The following is a 15776-nucleotide window of genomic DNA, read 5'->3' as shown; positions in this document are numbered from 1 at the left end:
TTTTTTTGCTTTTGATCTCAATAAAAAAACTTCTAGATTTGAGAATCTAATCAACCCCAAATGCCTGATAGTAAAAACTCTACTTGTAACGAACAAGCCTTTGACCAATTTTTTAAAAGCCACGCGAAGCTTTTAAGAAGTTATTTGTATTATAAGTTCGGAGACCTTGACCAAGCAGAAGATATTGTACAGGACTCCTTTATTAAATTATGGAATAACTGTGCTAAGGTTCCTTTAGATAAGGCAAAAAGCTATGTCTATACCATTGCTACCAATCTCGGGATTAGTATCGCACGTCATCAACAAGTAAAGTTCAGACATCAAAATTATATTACGCAACGTAAAAGTGATGTAACTAATGAATCTCCAGAATTTGTAATGCTTGAAAAAGAATATATGGAGAAACTAAAAAATGCGATAGCTGATTTGCCGGATAGACAGAGAGAAGTTTTTCTTTTAAGTAGAATAGATAAAAAAACGTACAGAGAAATTGCAGAATTATCAAACGTATCCGTAAAAGCAATAGAAAAATTAATGCATAAAGCACTTTTAAGCTTAAGAAAAAAAATAGGTAATATTTAGAATAGTTGATGGTTAATAGTTAATAGTCAATGGACGATAGACGATAGACGATAGACGATTGTAAAATCTTAGTTTAATTTATGGCATTTAAATTCGAAAAATTAAAAGTATGGCAAAAATCCTTGGATCTCTCAGAAGACATACACGTACTAACTCTTAAATTTCCAAAAGATGAGCTATATGTATTAACAAGTCAAATTAAAAGAGCATCCGATTCTATAGCCTTAAATATTGCCGAAGGTTCAACGGAACAAACAAATAAAGAATTTAACCGATTCCTTGGGATTGCTTTACGTTCATGAATTGAAGTAGTTAGTTGTCTATTTATTGCAAAAAGACGTAATTTAATCGATCAAAATGAGTTTAATAGTTTTTATGAAAAGCTCACTGAGATTATTAAAATAATTCAAGCATTAAGAAACACACTAAAGTGAATCTTTATCTATAATTATGAAAAGACTATTGACAATATACATTTGACTATAGACTGCTAATAATGACTGATTACTGATGGAAAATAAAAAAACTAAAAAACAGGGGTAGGGTTATTAAATAATGAAACGTTTCTATATTATATACGCAAGTTATGTTAGACGATAAAAAAGATGATATATTCTTATCCAGATGGATAAATGGAGAACTCTCTCCAGAGGAACTTCGTGAGTTCCAATCCGATCCGGAGTATGATCATTACAAGAAGATAAAGGAAGGTGCCGATGCTTTGGATCTAACAGAGTACGATATAGATACAGCTTTGCATCAGGTAAAATCCAAAAGTAGTATCACTGTCAAAAAGAAAACAAAACCTGTTATTCAGCTTTGGCCTTATCTGGCTGCAGCCGCTTCAATTGCTCTTATATTTGGACTATTCTTTTTTAATTCTAATGACTCATTCATCACCTCTTACGGAGAACAGTTAGCAGTAACATTACCCGATGGCTCTGAAATGATTCTAAATGCAAAATCCGAAGTAAGTTTCGATAAGAAAGATTGGGAGACTAATAGAACAGTATCCCTAGATGGTGAAGCATATTTCAAAGTAAAGAAAGGAAGTAAGTTTACCGTGACTACTGCAAACGGAGAAGTCACTGTATTAGGAACCCAATTTAATGTTCAATCAAATGATTCATTTTTTGAAGCAGTTTGTTATGAAGGCAAAGTAAGTGTTAACAGCGGTCAAGAAAACACGATTCTTGTAGCAGGAAAAGGTTTTAGAAAAATTGCTCGTACCGCTTCTGAGAACTGGACGTTTGAAGCACTAGAACCATCCTGGATCACAAATACAAGTTCGTTTAGAAGTGTACCGCTTCGTTTTGTCTTTGATGAGTTAGAGGATCAATACAATATAAATATTAATGCCAAAGGCGTTGATACCAGCATCATATATACCGGAACTTTTCCTAATAATGATATAGAGGTGGCTCTTAAAACAGTTTTTAGTACCTTAGGTTTGCAATACCAACTATTGCAAGACGGTAAGACCGTGGTAGTAGAAAATTAAGAGAATGACAAGACTTTTATGTATGTGCATACTTTTTTGGAGTGTAGCTGTTTTTTCTCAAGAAAAAGCACAAATCATTAATGCAGATAATAAACCTCTTTCTCAAATAATTCCAGCCTTAGAAAAACAATTCGATGTTAAGTTTTCGTTTATTGATGCAACGATTGTAAATAAGCTTGTTTCTATACAAACAAATAGTACGAGCAACATACAAGATGTTATCGATAGTCTACAACGACAGTCGCAACTAAAATTCGAAATTACCGGAGAAAACTTCATCACCATTAGAGAATACTCTAAAAAAGATACGCTTACGGTTTGTGGTACTATTTTTAATGAAAACTTAGAACCTCTCGAAAAAATAAGAGTATTCTTCAAAGCTTCAAGAACAAATATCACTACCAATGAATCGGGATATTTTGAGAATAAAGAGGTGCCTTTCAATTCGGTGATTTTGATAAGTGCTCCGGGATTTAGGCAAAAAGTATTGAATGCTTCTGAATTTCTTAATGGTAACTGCATTGAGATTTATCTCTCTAATACCATAGAAACTCTAGACGAAGTTATTATCCAGGAATACCTTACCAAAGGAATTACTCAAAATAAAAAAGTAGTTAATATCAATCTACAAGATATCGAAATACTACCTGGACTTACAGAACCTGATATCTTGCAAAGCATCCAATTAACTCCCGGTGTTAATAGTCCGTTCGAAACAGCATCCGGACTATACGTACGTGGTAGTGCTCCTAATCAAAACTTAGTTCTTTGGAATGGTATTAAAACCTATCACCAAGGGCATTTTTTTGGTATGTTATCTGCTTTTAATCCATATGTGGTCAAAGAAGTAGATTTTTCTAAAAGTGGAGTCAGTGCAAAATATGGAGATAGAATTTCTGGAGTCATTGATATTAAAACGGAGAATGAGGTTGCCAAGCGTTTTACAGGAGGCGCCGGTTTTAATATGATCAATGCAGATGCCGTTGTTCATACCCCAATTATAAAAGATAAAGTATCACTGCAAGTATCCGGAAGGAGATCCTATACAGATATACTGGAAACATTTACCTACGAACAGTTTGCGGATCGTGTTTTTCAGAATACTACCATTGCAGAAACCAATCCACTTAATGAAGCCAAAAATGATTTTTTCTATGCCGATTTTAATGCAAATTTAATTGCTGAAATTTCGGATTTTGATAAAATTGAAGCTAATGCCTTATATAGCAAAAACGATCTTGATTTTAGAAGAAGTGATGACCAAACATCATTAAACGATGATTTGGTCACCGAAAATGAAGGATATAATGTAAGCTGGAATCATCACTGGAATCATAAATTAAATATTAAAACCAGCGGATATTACACACGATACTTACTAAATTACCAATTCATTACATCAGAATCCGGAACAACGACTGAAATCGAAAGTAAAAAAAATAGCGTTAAGGATTTTGGAGCGGCTTTAGACCTTCAATATTCCTTATCCGAGCATCAAAGGATTCTTGGTGGGTATCAATTTTCTAACAATAATATCAAATATGCCTTTGTAACCACTACTCCAACCTATGAATTAATTTTGGATCAGGACGACCGTTTTTTAAACACCCATTCTGCGTATGGTGAATACAAATATGAAACTCCTCAGAACTTTTATTTCTCTGCAGGATTACGATTAAACCATTACACAGAACTAGACAAATCATTTGTAGAACCCCGAATTTTTATACAAAAAAATCTATCCAAGTATTGGGAAATAAATGCCACAGGAGAATATCGAAGTCAGGCCGTTAGTCAGATCAGAGAATCGGTGGTTAGTGATCTTTCTTTAGAAAACCAGGTATGGACACTGTCGAACAAAGAACAATTTCCTGTAATTACCAGTTATCAGTTTACTTTGGGAAGTAGTTTTAAGAAAAATAAATGGTATTTTGATGTAGACACCTATTATAAACAAATAGATGATATCACTTCTCTAACGGCAGGTTTTATCAATCCAATCGACAACACCTACCACAATGGAGAAAGTAGAGTGTATGGAATCGATTTTTTCTTAAAGAAACGTTTTAAAAACTACAAAACCTGGGTCAGCTATTCTTATATCAACACTCAAAACAAATTTGAAGACATCAATAACAATGAGTCTTTTCCCGGCAACTGGAATATTGAACATACTGTAAAATGGTCACACTTTTACAAAATCAATAATTTTCAGTTCTCTTTAGGCTGGCTTTGGCATACCGGTAAAGCCTATACCAATGTTGCTGGAGTTGATGAAAGTGGTGATTTGGTACTATTAGATTTTGGGGAGATAAATGGGAACAATCTTCCCGTATATCATCGCCTTGATTTTTCTGCAATTTATGATTTCAAAATAAGATCCAATCCTTATATCAAATATCGATTAGGGCTTTCTGTTTTGAATCTATATGATAGAGAAAACTTACTGAACAGAGAATTCAGAACTACTAATTCTTTAGATAACCGATTTATAAATTCGGATATTATGGCACTGGGTATTACTCCTAACCTAAGTTTTAGAGTGTTTTGGTAGCGTATCACTATGTATCTACCTCTTAAAACAACAAAACCATCCTGAAAAATCAGAATGGTTTTGAACACTAAAATAGTATAACTTTTCTAGAACTGCTCTCTTCCTGAGAAATGAAAAGCACCTTCGATAGCAGCATTATCATCACTATCACTACCGTGAACAGCATTTTCGCTAATCGAAGTAGCAAACTTTTTACGGATAGTTCCTTCTGCAGCTTCTTCTGGATTAGTAGCGCCAATTAAAGTTCTAAAATCTTCAACAGCATTTTCTTTTTCAAGAATAGCTGCTACGATTGGACCACTAGTCATATATTCTACTAATTCTCCGTAGAAAGGACGCTCGCTATGTACAGCATAAAAAGCCTTTGCATCATCAGTAGTCAATTGTGTTAATTTCATTGCTACAATTCTAAAACCTGAAGCAGTGATTTGTTCAAGGATCGCACCAATGTATCCTTTTCTAACCGCATCCGGTTTAAGCATTGTAAAAGTTCTATTTGTTGCCATTTTCAAAATTTAATTTTATATCCATTGTTCTGACCGTATCAGTCAAACCCAAAAATTTTGTGCAAAAGTATAGATAAAAGTATCAAAAACAAGAAATATCCTCAGAAAGTACTGACATTCCAGAAATCATGTTAAGAAATCCTATTTTTTAGCGTATTCTTCCGTTATTTCCTGAAGTATGCTATTATTTTGTCCACGTATCTGCATACTGACTTCATTTGCATCAAAATTGAAGTTTAAAATACCAAAACTTGGAACAGAAATTACCTCACCAATTCTATATTTGTTAGGTTCTCCGATATATTTAGTATACGCATGCGTTAACCCGCTAGATGTAAAATCTACCAATGGATATGAAAGTCCAGGTAAATTTATTTTTGAAAATTCAGAAATATGACGATCTCCACTCAGGATGATTACATTCTTTACATTTTCGTTTATAACCAACTGCTTTAGTCGTTCTACCTCTGTAGGAAAGTTAGCCCAACATTCCCAACCATGTTCTCCGGATAAAAATTGGATACTACTCACTATGATATGAAAATCAGCCGTACTTGACTTCAATTCATCTTCTAACCATAACCATTGCTTTTTACCCAGAACCGTTCCTTTTCCATTTTGATGAGGAACATACCGTTTGTTGCCTGTACTATCTTTTAAGAGCGGTGACCTAAAATAACGAGTATCCAATATGATTACTTTAATACTTCCTTTAGTGTGCTTAAAAACCTTAGAAGTATATATTCCTTCCTGAGCTCTTCTCACATCTTCTTTTGCGACTCCCAGAAAATCCAAAAACGACTGTTGGCTTTCTTTTTTCATCTCCCACTCTGCTCCTCTATCATTCTTACCATAATCGTGATCATCCCAAGTAGCCATAACAGGAACTTGTTCCTTTAGTTTTTGGTAGTCTGCATTGTTATTTTGAGTTTGATAGTCCCTTGCGAGTTTAGACATATCTGCAGAGTCGCCATAAATATTATCACCACCCCAAACAAATACGTCCGGATTGTTTTTTAAAATTTCTTTCCAAAAAGGCTGATTATTATCTTGTTTATTACAGCTTCCAAAAGCAATCGTAAAATCAACACTGTTACTTTTCGATATCGTTTGACCGAAAGAGAAGTACACCGTAAAGAATACCAATAGAACTATAGTTTTTCTTATTTTCATTTTTTCTATCAATTAGAACTGCATAAAATTAAGAATTCCTTTATTACCATATTATTAATAAATAGTATATTCGCTGATCTATGAATTCGAGTGAGATTAAAGAAATAAAAGTGCTGTTAAGCACTCCAAAAAATATTGTTATTATTCCTCATAAAAATCCAGATGGAGATGCTATTGGCTCTACTTTAGCCCTACATCATTATCTATCCGGATTAGGACATCATTCTACTGTTGTTACACCAAATGATTATCCGGAATTCCTAAAATGGATTCCTGGAGAAAAATCCATTATAAAATATGATAGTGATACTGATGTGGCAACCTCTAAAATAAAAGGCGCCGATATCATTTTTACTTTAGATTTTAATCATTTTTCCAGAACAGGAAATATGGAAAGTCTCTTGTCCGAAACTGACGCTACTTTTATTATGATCGATCATCACCAGCAACCGGATACATATGCCAAATATACCTATAGTGATGTGAGCATGAGTTCTACTTGCCAGATGGTGTATCATTTTATAGAAAAGTTACACGATCTGGACAAAATAAATGCAGATATTGCTACGTGTATTTATGTTGGTATTATGACAGACACAGGTTCTTTTAGATTTAGATCCACTACCAGTACAACACATAGAGTTATTGCAGATCTGATTGACAGAGGTGCGGATAATACGGGTATCCATGAAAATATTTATGACACAAATTCTTATTCAAAATTACAATTAAAGGGTGTTGCACTCAAGAATCTAAGAATTCTCCCTGAATATAAAACTGCATATATAACAATGTCTCAAAAGGAACTAGATGATCATAATTTTAAAAAAGGAGATACCGAAGGTTTTGTCAATATGGGATTATCAGTGGATGGTATTGTTTTCGCATTAATTTTTATTGAAAATAAAGGTGAAGATATTATCAAAATTTCTTTACGTTCCAAAGGTGATTTTTCGGTCAATGAATTCTCCAGAAATCATTTTGAAGGAGGCGGTCATCACAACGCTGCAGGCGGAAAAAGTAATCTTTCTCTCACCGAAACTGTTGAGAAATTTATTAGTATCTTACCTGCCTATAAAAATGCCCTAAATTCATGAGACATTTTCTTCTATTCTTAAGCTTTTTTACATTGTTTTTTTCCTGCAAAGCACCCGAAGCACGAAAACCTGTAAGCATTTCGTCCGGATCTTTTATTAATGAGTCTATTAATAGAAATAAGGAGCTTAGTGCAAGAGAAGAAGCTCGTATTCAAAAAATCATTAAGGAAGATACATTAAACAATTATATTGCATCAGATGGTGGGTTTTGGTATTATTATGAAAAAAAAGATACCCTAGCCACCACAACAGCAAAATTCGGAGATATCGTAAATTTCAATTACGATATTAAAAACCTTAATGGTGATCTTATATACAATCAAAAGGAGTTAGATACCGTAAATTATGCCATTGACCAGGAAGACCTGTTTTTTGGATTGAGAGAAGGATTAAAACTCATGAAGGAAGGAGAAATAGTTACATTTTTGTTCCCTTCATATCAGGCTTATGGTTATTATGGAGACGATCATAAGATTGGGACAAATATTCCGTTAATATCTAGAGTAACACTTAATAAAATTACCAAACAATCAACAAAAGAAAATTAAAACTTAACAAACAAAATGAAAAAATTAAATTTTTTATTCTTGGCTCTTATTGCTTTAACCTTTAGCAGTTGTGAAGAAAAATATCCTGAACTTGGAGATGGAATCTATGCAGAAATCATTACAAATAAAGGAACTGCCGTTGCTAAATTGTATCACGAAGCTACACCACTAACCGTAGCTAATTTTGTTTCTCTTGCAGAAGGAACCAATACGATGGTAGACAGTTTATATAAAGGAAAAAAATATTATAACGGAATCATCTTTCATAGAGTCATTAAGGATTTTATGATACAAACAGGAGATCCCCTTGGTAAAGGAACAGGAGATCCAGGATATAAGTTCCCTGATGAAATTGTAGATTCATTAACTCATAAATCTAAAGGTATCTTATCAATGGCTAATTCTGGTCCGGCTACAAACGGAAGCCAATTTTTTATTACGCTTAAAGAAACGCCTTGGTTAAACGGTAAACACACAGTATTTGGAGAAATTGTTTTCGGACAAGATGTTGTAGACAGCATTGGTGTTGTAGAAACAAAAAAACCAGGAGACAAACCGGTTTCGGAAGTAAGAATGGAGCAAGTGAACATTATCAGAAAAGGTAAAGACGCTAAAGCTTTTGATGCCAAAGTAGCTTTTGAAGATAAACTAAAAGTTATGGAAGAGGAGAAGTTAGAAAAAGAACGTCTGGTTCTAGAAAGAAATAAAAAACAAGCTGCTAAATATGCAGAATTAAAAGAAAAAGCGACCAAACTTGAAAGTGGTTTAGAGATTTACTTTATCAATAAAGGGGATGGAGCACAGCCAAATCTTGGGGATATGGTTAGCTTAAATTATCAGGGATATTTTACTGATGGAAGGTTGTTTGACACCAATATTGAAGAAATTGCAAAAGAAACAAACACCTGGGATCAACGTAGAGCTAGTCACCCACAAGGGTACAAACCGATGCAAATGCCTTATTCTCCAGAAGCTCAAATGATTTCTGGATTCAAAGAAGGAGTGCAGCAAATGAAAGTGGGTGATAAAGCCATTATTTTCATTCCTTCTCATTTAGGATACGGAGAAAGAGGTAGAAGACCAATTCCACCTAATACCGATTTGATTTTCGAACTTGAATTGGTAAGTATTGTAGATCAATCAACTCCTGAAGGACACTCTAAAGATGACGGTCACGGACATTAATTAAAATATAATTAAAAAAAAGCGCATCTCATTACATATGAGATGCGCTTTTTTTTAATATGAGTTCTATATAATACAATTGTTATTCAGCGTTTTAGGGGCGAGTCAAGTCCCTTCTCCTCGGACGACATTGTAATAGCAATGGGCGAGATTGCGCTTAGGGGTTAGGATGAGGGGTTTTTATATCAAAATCCCTCACCTTAATCCTCTCCCAGAGGGAGAGGAAACTAAAAAGAACTAATTTTTAAATACTTATTTCGATTCTTATATTTTCTTATCAAGATTTACGCTAAATACGTTTCAGACAGCCTCTTTTTTGTCTTTACTTAAACTATTTCAACGGAATATTCTTTAAAATTTCTTTTACAAAACCCCAATATTTCTGAGCAGAAGAAATGCTGGCTCTTTCATCAGGAGAATGTGCTCCTAAGATCGTTGGACCAAAAGAAATCATATCCATATCAGGATAATTTTGTCCCAAAATACCACATTCTAATCCTGCGTGACAAGCAGCAACGTGAGCTTTTTCTCCATTAATTTTTTGGTACAACTCATCTAATACTTTTAATATAGGAGAATTCATGTTTGGTGCCCAACCCGGATAATCCCCATCTGTTGTCACCTCACAACCAATCAATTCGAAAGTGGCTCGTAATTTATTGACCAAATCCAATTTTGTAGACTCTACGCTACTTCTGGTCAAACATTCTATTTTTATCTGACCATTACCAACAGTTACTTTGGCAATATTATTAGAAGTTTCTACCAAATCAGGAATAGAAGCACTCATTACATATACCCCATTATGAGCTGCATACAAAGATTTTAGAACACCTTCCTGAACTCCCAGTTCCATAACCTTATTTGGTAAATCGACAGCATTTAATTCTATAGTCAAGTTTGGATCTACTACAGAAAGTTCTTTTTTAATAGTAAAAATCAGTTCGGCCATTTCAAACTCAAAAGCTTCAGATTGTATCGAATCCACCACTACGGTGGCAAAACTTTCTCTTGGAATCGCATTACGTAAACTTCCACCTTTGATTTCGTGAATACGAAGACCATAATTCTCAAAACCATCAAACAACAGTCTATTCATAATTTTGTTAGCATTACCCAATCCTTTATGAATATCCATTCCAGAATGCCCTCCGTTAAGACCTGTTACCGAGATGGTATACGCTGTTTTTCCTTCTGCAACTTCTTCTTCTCTATAGGTTCTTTCTGCAGTTACATCTACTCCACCTGCACATCCTACCCCGATTTCATCATCTTCTTCAGTATCTAAGTTTAACAGGATATCTCCTTGTAGCCAATTTGGTTTTAATCCCATTGCTCCGGTCATTCCTGTTTCTTCATCAATGGTAAACAATGCTTCAATCGCCGGATGAGCGATATCATTTGATTCCAATATAGCCATAATGGTAGCCACACCTAATCCATTATCAGCTCCCAACGTAGTTCCTTTAGCTCGCACCCAGTCACCATCTACATACATTTCGATGCCTTGTTTATCGAAATCAAAAGTTGTATCTGCATTTTTTTGATGGACCATATCCAAATGAGATTGCATCACCACTGTTTTTCGATCTTCCATTCCGGTGGTTGCCGGTTTTTTAATCAAAACATTACCAACTTCATCGATTTCTACAGGCAGCCCCAGTGATTCTCCAAACTCTTTCATAAAAGCAATCACACGTTCTTCTTTTTTTGAAGGTCTGGGAACAGCATTAAGGTCTGCAAATTTATTCCAGAGTTCTTTAGGCTCCAGGTTTCTTATTTCTGAATTCATGTATATCGTGTTTTTGACAAATGTACATTATGCAAATCTTAATTCAAATGATATATTAAATGTTGTAGATTTACACTTTGTTACAACTATTTTATGCAATCCAAAACAAAATTATACCTAACCATTCTTTTACCGGTTCAAATTCTGGCGCTACAGATCCTGGCTTTTTTTCCGGAAGTGGTAGAACAATGGTACAGCAATGGGGTATATCGCTATATCTCCAAGGCATTTCGATATGCGCTGGGTTGGATTCCTTTTTCGTTTGGAGATATCAGTTACGCCATTCTGATTATTTTATTGATTCGATATATTTTTACCAAAATTCTGAAACGTAACATACAATGGAAAACCGTACTCCTGGATATTGGCGCTACGCTTTCTATTGTATATGCGACCTTTCATTTGCTTTGGGGTATTAATTATTACCGCTTACCGCTACATCAGGTGTTAGAAATTAATGATCAGTATACACAGGAAGAATTGATTGCTGTAAGCGAAAAGTTGATTAAAAGAGCTAACGAACTACACCTGCAATTAGAAAAAGACGACTCTACCTCTGTACAATTACCGTACGACAAAGACGAAGTCTTTAAAAAAACGATTCCGGCCTATGATCAGTTGGATACTATCTTTCCGGAGCTCAAATACGAACCCAGAAGTATCAAGGTATCCCTACTCACCTTACCTTTAACCTATATGGGATTTAGTGGGTATCTCAATCCGGTGACCAATGAAGCACAAGTAAATGGATTGATCCTCAATTACAAAGCCCCTACCACCAGTTGCCACGAAGTAGCGCACCAGTTGGGTTTTGCCAAAGAGAATGAAGCCAATTTTATTGCGGCTCTCACTACAATGAACTATGACGATCCGTATTTTCAGTATAGCGGAGTGACCTTTGCGCTAAAATTTTGCTTAAACGATTTGTATTTACGAGATGATCAAAAAGCGATTTGTATGATCGAAGAAGACCTGCGACCCGGTATCCGTAAAAACTATCAAGAGGTGAACGAATTTTGGCTAAGTTATGAAAACCCCTTAGAACCTTTCTTTAAATCTACCTACGACAGTTACCTAAAAGCCAACAACCAACCGGATGGTATGGAAACCTATAGTTATGTCGTAGCCTTATTGGTTAATTATCTGAAGGATCGAGAGGTTGGGAATAGTGATCTAGGGTCTACATTCTGAATTATCAAACTGAACTGTTATGTATAGCCCTTCGACTACGCTCAGGGCACAGTAAGCTGTCACATCAAGCCCTTCGACTCCGCTCAGGGCACAATAAATTGTCATTCTGAACCTGCCTTGTCGGCAGATCTACCTCGTCGGTAGACAGGCAGCCTTGTTTCAGGATCTCACGAAACGCTCTTATAGTTGTAGATTATTCTTGCTGTCCTTGTCACCACTAACGAGACATTAGCGGGAACGAGGTGGTATTTTATCCATACATGGTTGAATCTTCAAAGTTTTCACCATCAAATGATTGGGCAATCAATGAATGATTACCGAACATTCCGTTTTCATTAAAGAATACATCAACACAATCGTTTGACAAGAAATTAATTCCATGTAATTCAAGATTACTTCTAAACTCCAATTCATTCAGTTTCGGATATCCATTTTCGCTATCGGACCAATTTTCATTGTAATTATCAAGAAAATCTTTTACAATGACATCTTCAGCTTTTTTTAAATAAATTTCAAAATCTCCAATTATCTTATTTGCTAATAGTAAGGTTTCGTTTATTGAAACATCATCTGGGTCAAGCCGCAAATCAAATTTTTTATCATTCCAGATAAATTCAACAATAAATGCACCTTCAATATCAGGATCTTTTTTAAGTATTTCTTTCGTTATTATCATTTCGGTTTATCTGATAGATAATGTCTAATCATAGGAAAAGTTAGGCTTATACTAAGTCATACATTTAGAATTGGTACTAACCAGACGCTAGCGGGATATCTGGGATATACTTGTTATAACCAGTTTTTATAGTTTATTAAATTCATTAATCCATTCAGAGAACGAATCCGCAATTTTATCCACAGTATTAAAGTCGTGGTCAAAAAAATAAACAGAACTACTCTCTTTTTCCGTTTTCAAGTCCGCCGATAAAAACCCGAAAATATTTCCCATACTGTCAGAAGCAAAGGGAATTAAGTCAGTCGAAATTTGAGAAGTCCATTCATTTTTTTTGTCAAAACTTATTGTTTCAATATCCCAAAAATTCTGGACGTCATTTAATTCAATTTCATTATCCACAATAATGTCTAAAATGTCAGGTGTCCAAATATTACCATATTCAGCAATGAACTTTTTAAAGTCATTTGGCAATACTATTCCAAACTCTGATTCAAAATTTTTAATTTCGGATTCAGATGCTTTTTTGACATCATCTCTTTTATTAAATCTTTTTGAAAATTTATTTAATATTTCCATTATTCCAATTGGTTACAAAACAAAAATCAATGCAACATCGCATGCATACTTTTCATAAAAGTACACAGAAATAATACATTTCTTCTAACATCGCCATTACAAAAAACCAAAACCCTTGCAAAGCTCTATCAAAGTGCTGCAAAGACCTCTCGGTCTGTAACCACGTCAGGTCCGAGGGCTGCAATGGCTGATCAGAGTGTTGCAAAGAACATTTGATGTGCTACAATGTCAGCTCAGATCGCTGCAAAGCCTGCTCAAGTCGCTGCAATGTACAATCAGACTGCTGCAATGTACAATCAAAGTACTGCAAAGCTCACTCAGGGTGCTGCAGCCTTATTTTGCCTTTAGAAATAACTTGTACGATACGTACCCAAATAAAAAGTAGCGTGTATGTGGTAACATTTTATCTGCTCATGACACTTAATTACGGTGCTTGGTATCAAGCAGTTGATAAGCAAGCCATAATTAGTATAATTTTTAAACTTTTACACGATGAACAAAGACCAGAACAACAAACTGGATATGTATGAAGCCGTACAAACCTATCTGGATGCGAACACCGATAAATGGAATGGTGTACCGGTATTAATTACTTTTAAAAATCAATTTAGCGAACTGTTATCAAACATCCGTGAGCATCAGGAAAATCAGGAAGCTGCCCGAGTATATCTAGGTGCTAACAAAACAACGCAAAAACGTTTTGTATCAGAAAAAGCAGATATCCTTAACGATGCATTAGAGGCCTATGCTGCGATCGAAGAAAATATAGAACTAGAGCAAAAAGCCGCAAAATCCTTTTCTGATTTGAACCGCTTACGCAATCAGGATTTTGTAACGGTGATTACCGAAACGATTACCTTATTAGAACAACATCTGGAAGCCTTAGCAGATTATGGAGTAACGGCGGATCAGATCACGGATCTAAAAAACAGCTTTGATCAATTCTTAACCTTGCAAGGACAACCGCGACAGTATCGTATTGCCGGCAAACAGGCAACACTAAACCTTGCAGAGCTTTTTGACAATACCTCATCCCTACTCTCTAATAAAATGGACAAGGTGATGAAACGTTTTAAACGTACCGATGCTAATTTCTTTAACGGATACCAAACCGCCAGGATCATTGTGAATAACTAATTATAGTTGTTTTTATGATGTTAATGGGAATGAAAAAAGAGACTGTAGGGTCTCTTTTTTTTGTTGTAAAGAATATTCTTTGATGTTATACTTGTTTGTCGGTGGCAGAAACTTTCAACAGGATATTTCATATAAACTTTTACCAATCTTATACGCCACTAGTCACAGACTAGCGGGAGCGGGGGAATAAAAAAAGAGACTGTAGGGTCTCTTTTTTTTTATATATAAATATGCTTCGAAGTTGCACCTGTCTGCATGTGGCAGAAACTTTGAGGAGCTGGTTTGCTAAATAACTTGTCAAAACGTCTAATAAGATTCCCGCTCTACAGCGGAAGCTGATTACATTCTTCCAGTTGTTTAATTCTAAAATGGTGATATGTATCCGGAGAAAAAATATTTATTTATCAACCACAATGCAATGGCTAAACCGATCATAAGGATAAAGGATTGAAATAAATAATATTTCCAAGTTGCTCTCTTGAAGTCTTTAAAAACAATAAAGACCAAGTAAATATTGACAATCAAAGCAAAAATTCCAAAATACTTATTAAAGGCTCCCTTTGGTCGTAGAGCCACTTTTTTCACTTTAGCTCCAATTATGTATCCTTCCATTTCTATTTGCGTTTCTTCTGTTCCAGAATATATTACTTGAAATTCAAAACCGAACTTTGGGTCAAAATAGTCCCAATCAACAATTAATTCATTTTCAAACTGTTTCAGTTTAAAATTAGATATTTCAGGATTAGTCTGTTTGGTAATTTTGTATTCAAGAATTTCATTTTGATCTGAAACTGTTACTTTAATTTTCTTTCTAACGTCTCCTTTACTGATTTCTAAATCACCATTATTCCAAGCAACAATCGTTGTAACGTAAACATTTTGCTGAATTATAGTTGAATCTTTTGATAATAGTTTAAAATTTGAAGTAGCGTTTTCCTTATCAAAAATTAAGGATGGCTCCTTAACAATAGAATATACAGGCTCTTTCATCTTATTAGAAAATTCATAGAAAATTATAGTAATAACAACACCAACTATTCCCACTATAACTGTCCAGAATATTCCCGAGTTTAAAAGTTTTTTTACCATTGAAATCTTAATTGTCTTGTATTAGTTTTAAAGTTACTATACTGGCATCTGCTCTAGCAAGAAGATAAAGGTCGTTTCCTACACCTACAGTTTGAATTGTCGAATAATTGCTAATATCTTTCCATCCACTACTGTCTGACCAAGCAGGGTCGTTATTTCCTAACAAAAC

15 protein-coding genes and 1 pseudogene are annotated in these 15776 nt (G+C 34.7%); 10 read left to right on the top strand and 6 right to left on the bottom strand.

Features of this window, described 5'->3' with window-relative positions; genetic code table 11:
* Positions 1 to 60: 60 nt before the first annotated feature.
* The 4 genes and pseudogenes from ACFSR1_RS22890 (at position 61) to ACFSR1_RS22875 (ending at position 4637) form a co-directional block, all read left to right on the top strand.
* The gene (locus ACFSR1_RS22890) at positions 61 to 582 is read left to right on the top strand and encodes an RNA polymerase sigma factor (RefSeq protein WP_378295348.1); all 522 of its coding nucleotides are present in this window, start codon (positions 61 to 63) and stop codon (positions 580 to 582) included.
* An 80-nt stretch (positions 583 to 662) separates the two neighbouring features.
* A pseudogene (locus tag ACFSR1_RS22885) lies at positions 663 to 1016 on the top strand (four helix bundle protein).
* A gap of 152 nt (positions 1017 to 1168) precedes the next feature.
* Positions 1169 to 2083: a FecR family protein gene (locus ACFSR1_RS22880; protein WP_378295347.1), complete on the top strand. Its 915-nt coding sequence runs from the start codon at positions 1169 to 1171 to the stop codon at positions 2081 to 2083.
* 22 nt (positions 2084 to 2105) lie between these two features.
* Complete coding sequence (locus ACFSR1_RS22875; protein WP_378295346.1) at positions 2106 to 4637, top strand: TonB-dependent receptor domain-containing protein; 2532 nt, start codon at positions 2106 to 2108, stop codon at positions 4635 to 4637.
* A gap of 86 nt (positions 4638 to 4723) precedes the next feature.
* Here the strand turns inward: ACFSR1_RS22875 and ACFSR1_RS22870 are convergent, their stop codons facing one another.
* Both ACFSR1_RS22870 and ACFSR1_RS22865 read right to left on the bottom strand, forming a co-directional pair.
* A complete protein-coding gene (locus ACFSR1_RS22870; protein ID WP_027395629.1) occupies positions 4724 to 5143 on the bottom strand; it encodes a nucleoside-diphosphate kinase in 420 nt (139 codons plus the stop codon).
* Positions 5144 to 5284: 141 nt separating this feature from the next.
* Entirely contained in the window at positions 5285 to 6316 is a 1032-nt protein-coding gene (locus ACFSR1_RS22865; protein ID WP_378295345.1) for an alkaline phosphatase D family protein, read from the bottom strand.
* 80 nt (positions 6317 to 6396) lie between these two features.
* Between ACFSR1_RS22865 and ACFSR1_RS22860 the strand changes: the two genes are divergently transcribed.
* From ACFSR1_RS22860 to ACFSR1_RS22850, 3 genes are read left to right on the top strand one after another with little or no spacing between them, the layout of a single operon-like run.
* On the top strand, positions 6397 to 7413 hold the full coding sequence (locus ACFSR1_RS22860; protein WP_378295344.1) for a DHH family phosphoesterase: 1017 nt from the start codon (positions 6397 to 6399) through the stop codon (positions 7411 to 7413).
* Positions 7410 to 7961 carry a gliding motility-associated peptidyl-prolyl isomerase GldI gene (gene gldI / locus ACFSR1_RS22855; RefSeq protein ID WP_378295343.1) on the top strand — a complete coding sequence of 184 codons (552 nt, stop codon included), beginning with the start codon at positions 7410 to 7412 and terminating at the stop codon, positions 7959 to 7961. The genes ACFSR1_RS22860 and gldI overlap by 4 nt, the downstream gene beginning before the upstream one ends.
* 15 nt (positions 7962 to 7976) lie before the next feature.
* The gene (locus ACFSR1_RS22850) at positions 7977 to 9146 is read left to right on the top strand and encodes a peptidylprolyl isomerase (protein WP_378295342.1); all 1170 of its coding nucleotides are present in this window, start codon (positions 7977 to 7979) and stop codon (positions 9144 to 9146) included.
* Between the two features lie 331 nt (positions 9147 to 9477).
* Here ACFSR1_RS22850 and ACFSR1_RS22845 read toward each other — a convergent pair whose 3' ends face one another.
* Complete coding sequence (locus tag ACFSR1_RS22845) at positions 9478 to 10938, bottom strand: aminoacyl-histidine dipeptidase (protein ID WP_378295341.1); 1461 nt, start codon at positions 10936 to 10938, stop codon at positions 9478 to 9480.
* A gap of 93 nt (positions 10939 to 11031) precedes the next feature.
* On the opposite strand from ACFSR1_RS22845, the gene ACFSR1_RS22840 reads away from it, so the two are divergent.
* A complete protein-coding gene (locus tag ACFSR1_RS22840) occupies positions 11032 to 12129 on the top strand; it encodes a DUF3810 domain-containing protein (RefSeq protein WP_378295340.1) in 1098 nt (365 codons plus the stop codon).
* A 250-nt stretch (positions 12130 to 12379) separates the two neighbouring features.
* Here ACFSR1_RS22840 and ACFSR1_RS22835 read toward each other — a convergent pair whose 3' ends face one another.
* Positions 12380 to 12805, bottom strand: a complete 426-nt coding sequence (locus tag ACFSR1_RS22835) for a DUF2262 domain-containing protein (protein ID WP_378295339.1) — start codon at positions 12803 to 12805, stop codon at positions 12380 to 12382.
* Positions 12806 to 12931: 126 nt separating this feature from the next.
* Complete coding sequence (locus ACFSR1_RS22830; RefSeq protein ID WP_378295338.1) at positions 12932 to 13381, bottom strand: SMI1/KNR4 family protein; 450 nt, start codon at positions 13379 to 13381, stop codon at positions 12932 to 12934.
* 225 nt (positions 13382 to 13606) lie between these two features.
* Here ACFSR1_RS22830 and ACFSR1_RS22825 point away from each other — a divergent pair, with 225 nt between their 5' ends.
* Both ACFSR1_RS22825 and ACFSR1_RS22820 read left to right on the top strand, forming a co-directional pair.
* Positions 13607 to 13729 carry a hypothetical protein gene (locus ACFSR1_RS22825; RefSeq protein WP_378295337.1) on the top strand — a complete coding sequence of 41 codons (123 nt, stop codon included), beginning with the start codon at positions 13607 to 13609 and terminating at the stop codon, positions 13727 to 13729.
* 144 nt (positions 13730 to 13873) lie between these two features.
* Positions 13874 to 14518, top strand: coding sequence for a hypothetical protein (locus tag ACFSR1_RS22820; RefSeq protein WP_378295336.1), 645 nt, complete (start codon positions 13874 to 13876; stop codon positions 14516 to 14518).
* 363 nt (positions 14519 to 14881) lie between these two features.
* Here ACFSR1_RS22820 and ACFSR1_RS22815 read toward each other — a convergent pair whose 3' ends face one another.
* Positions 14882 to 15607, bottom strand: a complete 726-nt coding sequence (locus ACFSR1_RS22815; RefSeq protein WP_378295335.1) for a hypothetical protein — start codon at positions 15605 to 15607, stop codon at positions 14882 to 14884.
* Positions 15608 to 15776 lie beyond the last annotated feature (169 nt).

This window comes from Aquimarina rubra, assembly GCF_042684305.1.
Taxonomy (GTDB): Bacteria; Bacteroidota; Bacteroidia; order Flavobacteriales; family Flavobacteriaceae; genus Aquimarina; species Aquimarina rubra.
This window is presented reverse-complemented; position numbering and strand designations above follow the sequence as displayed.

Bases quoted from the DNA above. Each gene is read 5' to 3' on its own strand.
- ACFSR1_RS22890 (WP_378295348.1), top strand. From the start codon at position 61: ATGCCTGATAGTAAAAACTCTACTTGTAACGAACAAGCCTTTGACCAA.
- ACFSR1_RS22880 (WP_378295347.1), top strand. From the start codon at position 1,169: ATGTTAGACGATAAAAAAGATGATATATTCTTATCCAGATGGATAAAT.
- ACFSR1_RS22875 (WP_378295346.1), top strand. From the start codon at position 2,106: ATGTGCATACTTTTTTGGAGTGTAGCTGTTTTTTCTCAAGAAAAAGCA.
- ACFSR1_RS22870 (WP_027395629.1), bottom strand. From the start codon at position 5,143: ATGGCAACAAATAGAACTTTTACAATGCTTAAACCGGATGCGGTTAGA.
- ACFSR1_RS22865 (WP_378295345.1), bottom strand. From the start codon at position 6,316: ATGAAAATAAGAAAAACTATAGTTCTATTGGTATTCTTTACGGTGTAC.
- ACFSR1_RS22860 (WP_378295344.1), top strand. From the start codon at position 6,397: ATGAATTCGAGTGAGATTAAAGAAATAAAAGTGCTGTTAAGCACTCCA.
- gldI (WP_378295343.1), top strand. From the start codon at position 7,410: ATGAGACATTTTCTTCTATTCTTAAGCTTTTTTACATTGTTTTTTTCC.
- ACFSR1_RS22850 (WP_378295342.1), top strand. From the start codon at position 7,977: ATGAAAAAATTAAATTTTTTATTCTTGGCTCTTATTGCTTTAACCTTT.
- ACFSR1_RS22845 (WP_378295341.1), bottom strand. From the start codon at position 10,938: ATGAATTCAGAAATAAGAAACCTGGAGCCTAAAGAACTCTGGAATAAA.
- ACFSR1_RS22840 (WP_378295340.1), top strand. From the start codon at position 11,032: ATGCAATCCAAAACAAAATTATACCTAACCATTCTTTTACCGGTTCAA.
- ACFSR1_RS22835 (WP_378295339.1), bottom strand. From the start codon at position 12,805: ATGATAATAACGAAAGAAATACTTAAAAAAGATCCTGATATTGAAGGT.
- ACFSR1_RS22830 (WP_378295338.1), bottom strand. From the start codon at position 13,381: ATGGAAATATTAAATAAATTTTCAAAAAGATTTAATAAAAGAGATGAT.
- ACFSR1_RS22825 (WP_378295337.1), top strand. From the start codon at position 13,607: ATGTCAGCTCAGATCGCTGCAAAGCCTGCTCAAGTCGCTGCAATGTAC.
- ACFSR1_RS22820 (WP_378295336.1), top strand. From the start codon at position 13,874: ATGAACAAAGACCAGAACAACAAACTGGATATGTATGAAGCCGTACAA.
- ACFSR1_RS22815 (WP_378295335.1), bottom strand. From the start codon at position 15,607: ATGGTAAAAAAACTTTTAAACTCGGGAATATTCTGGACAGTTATAGTG.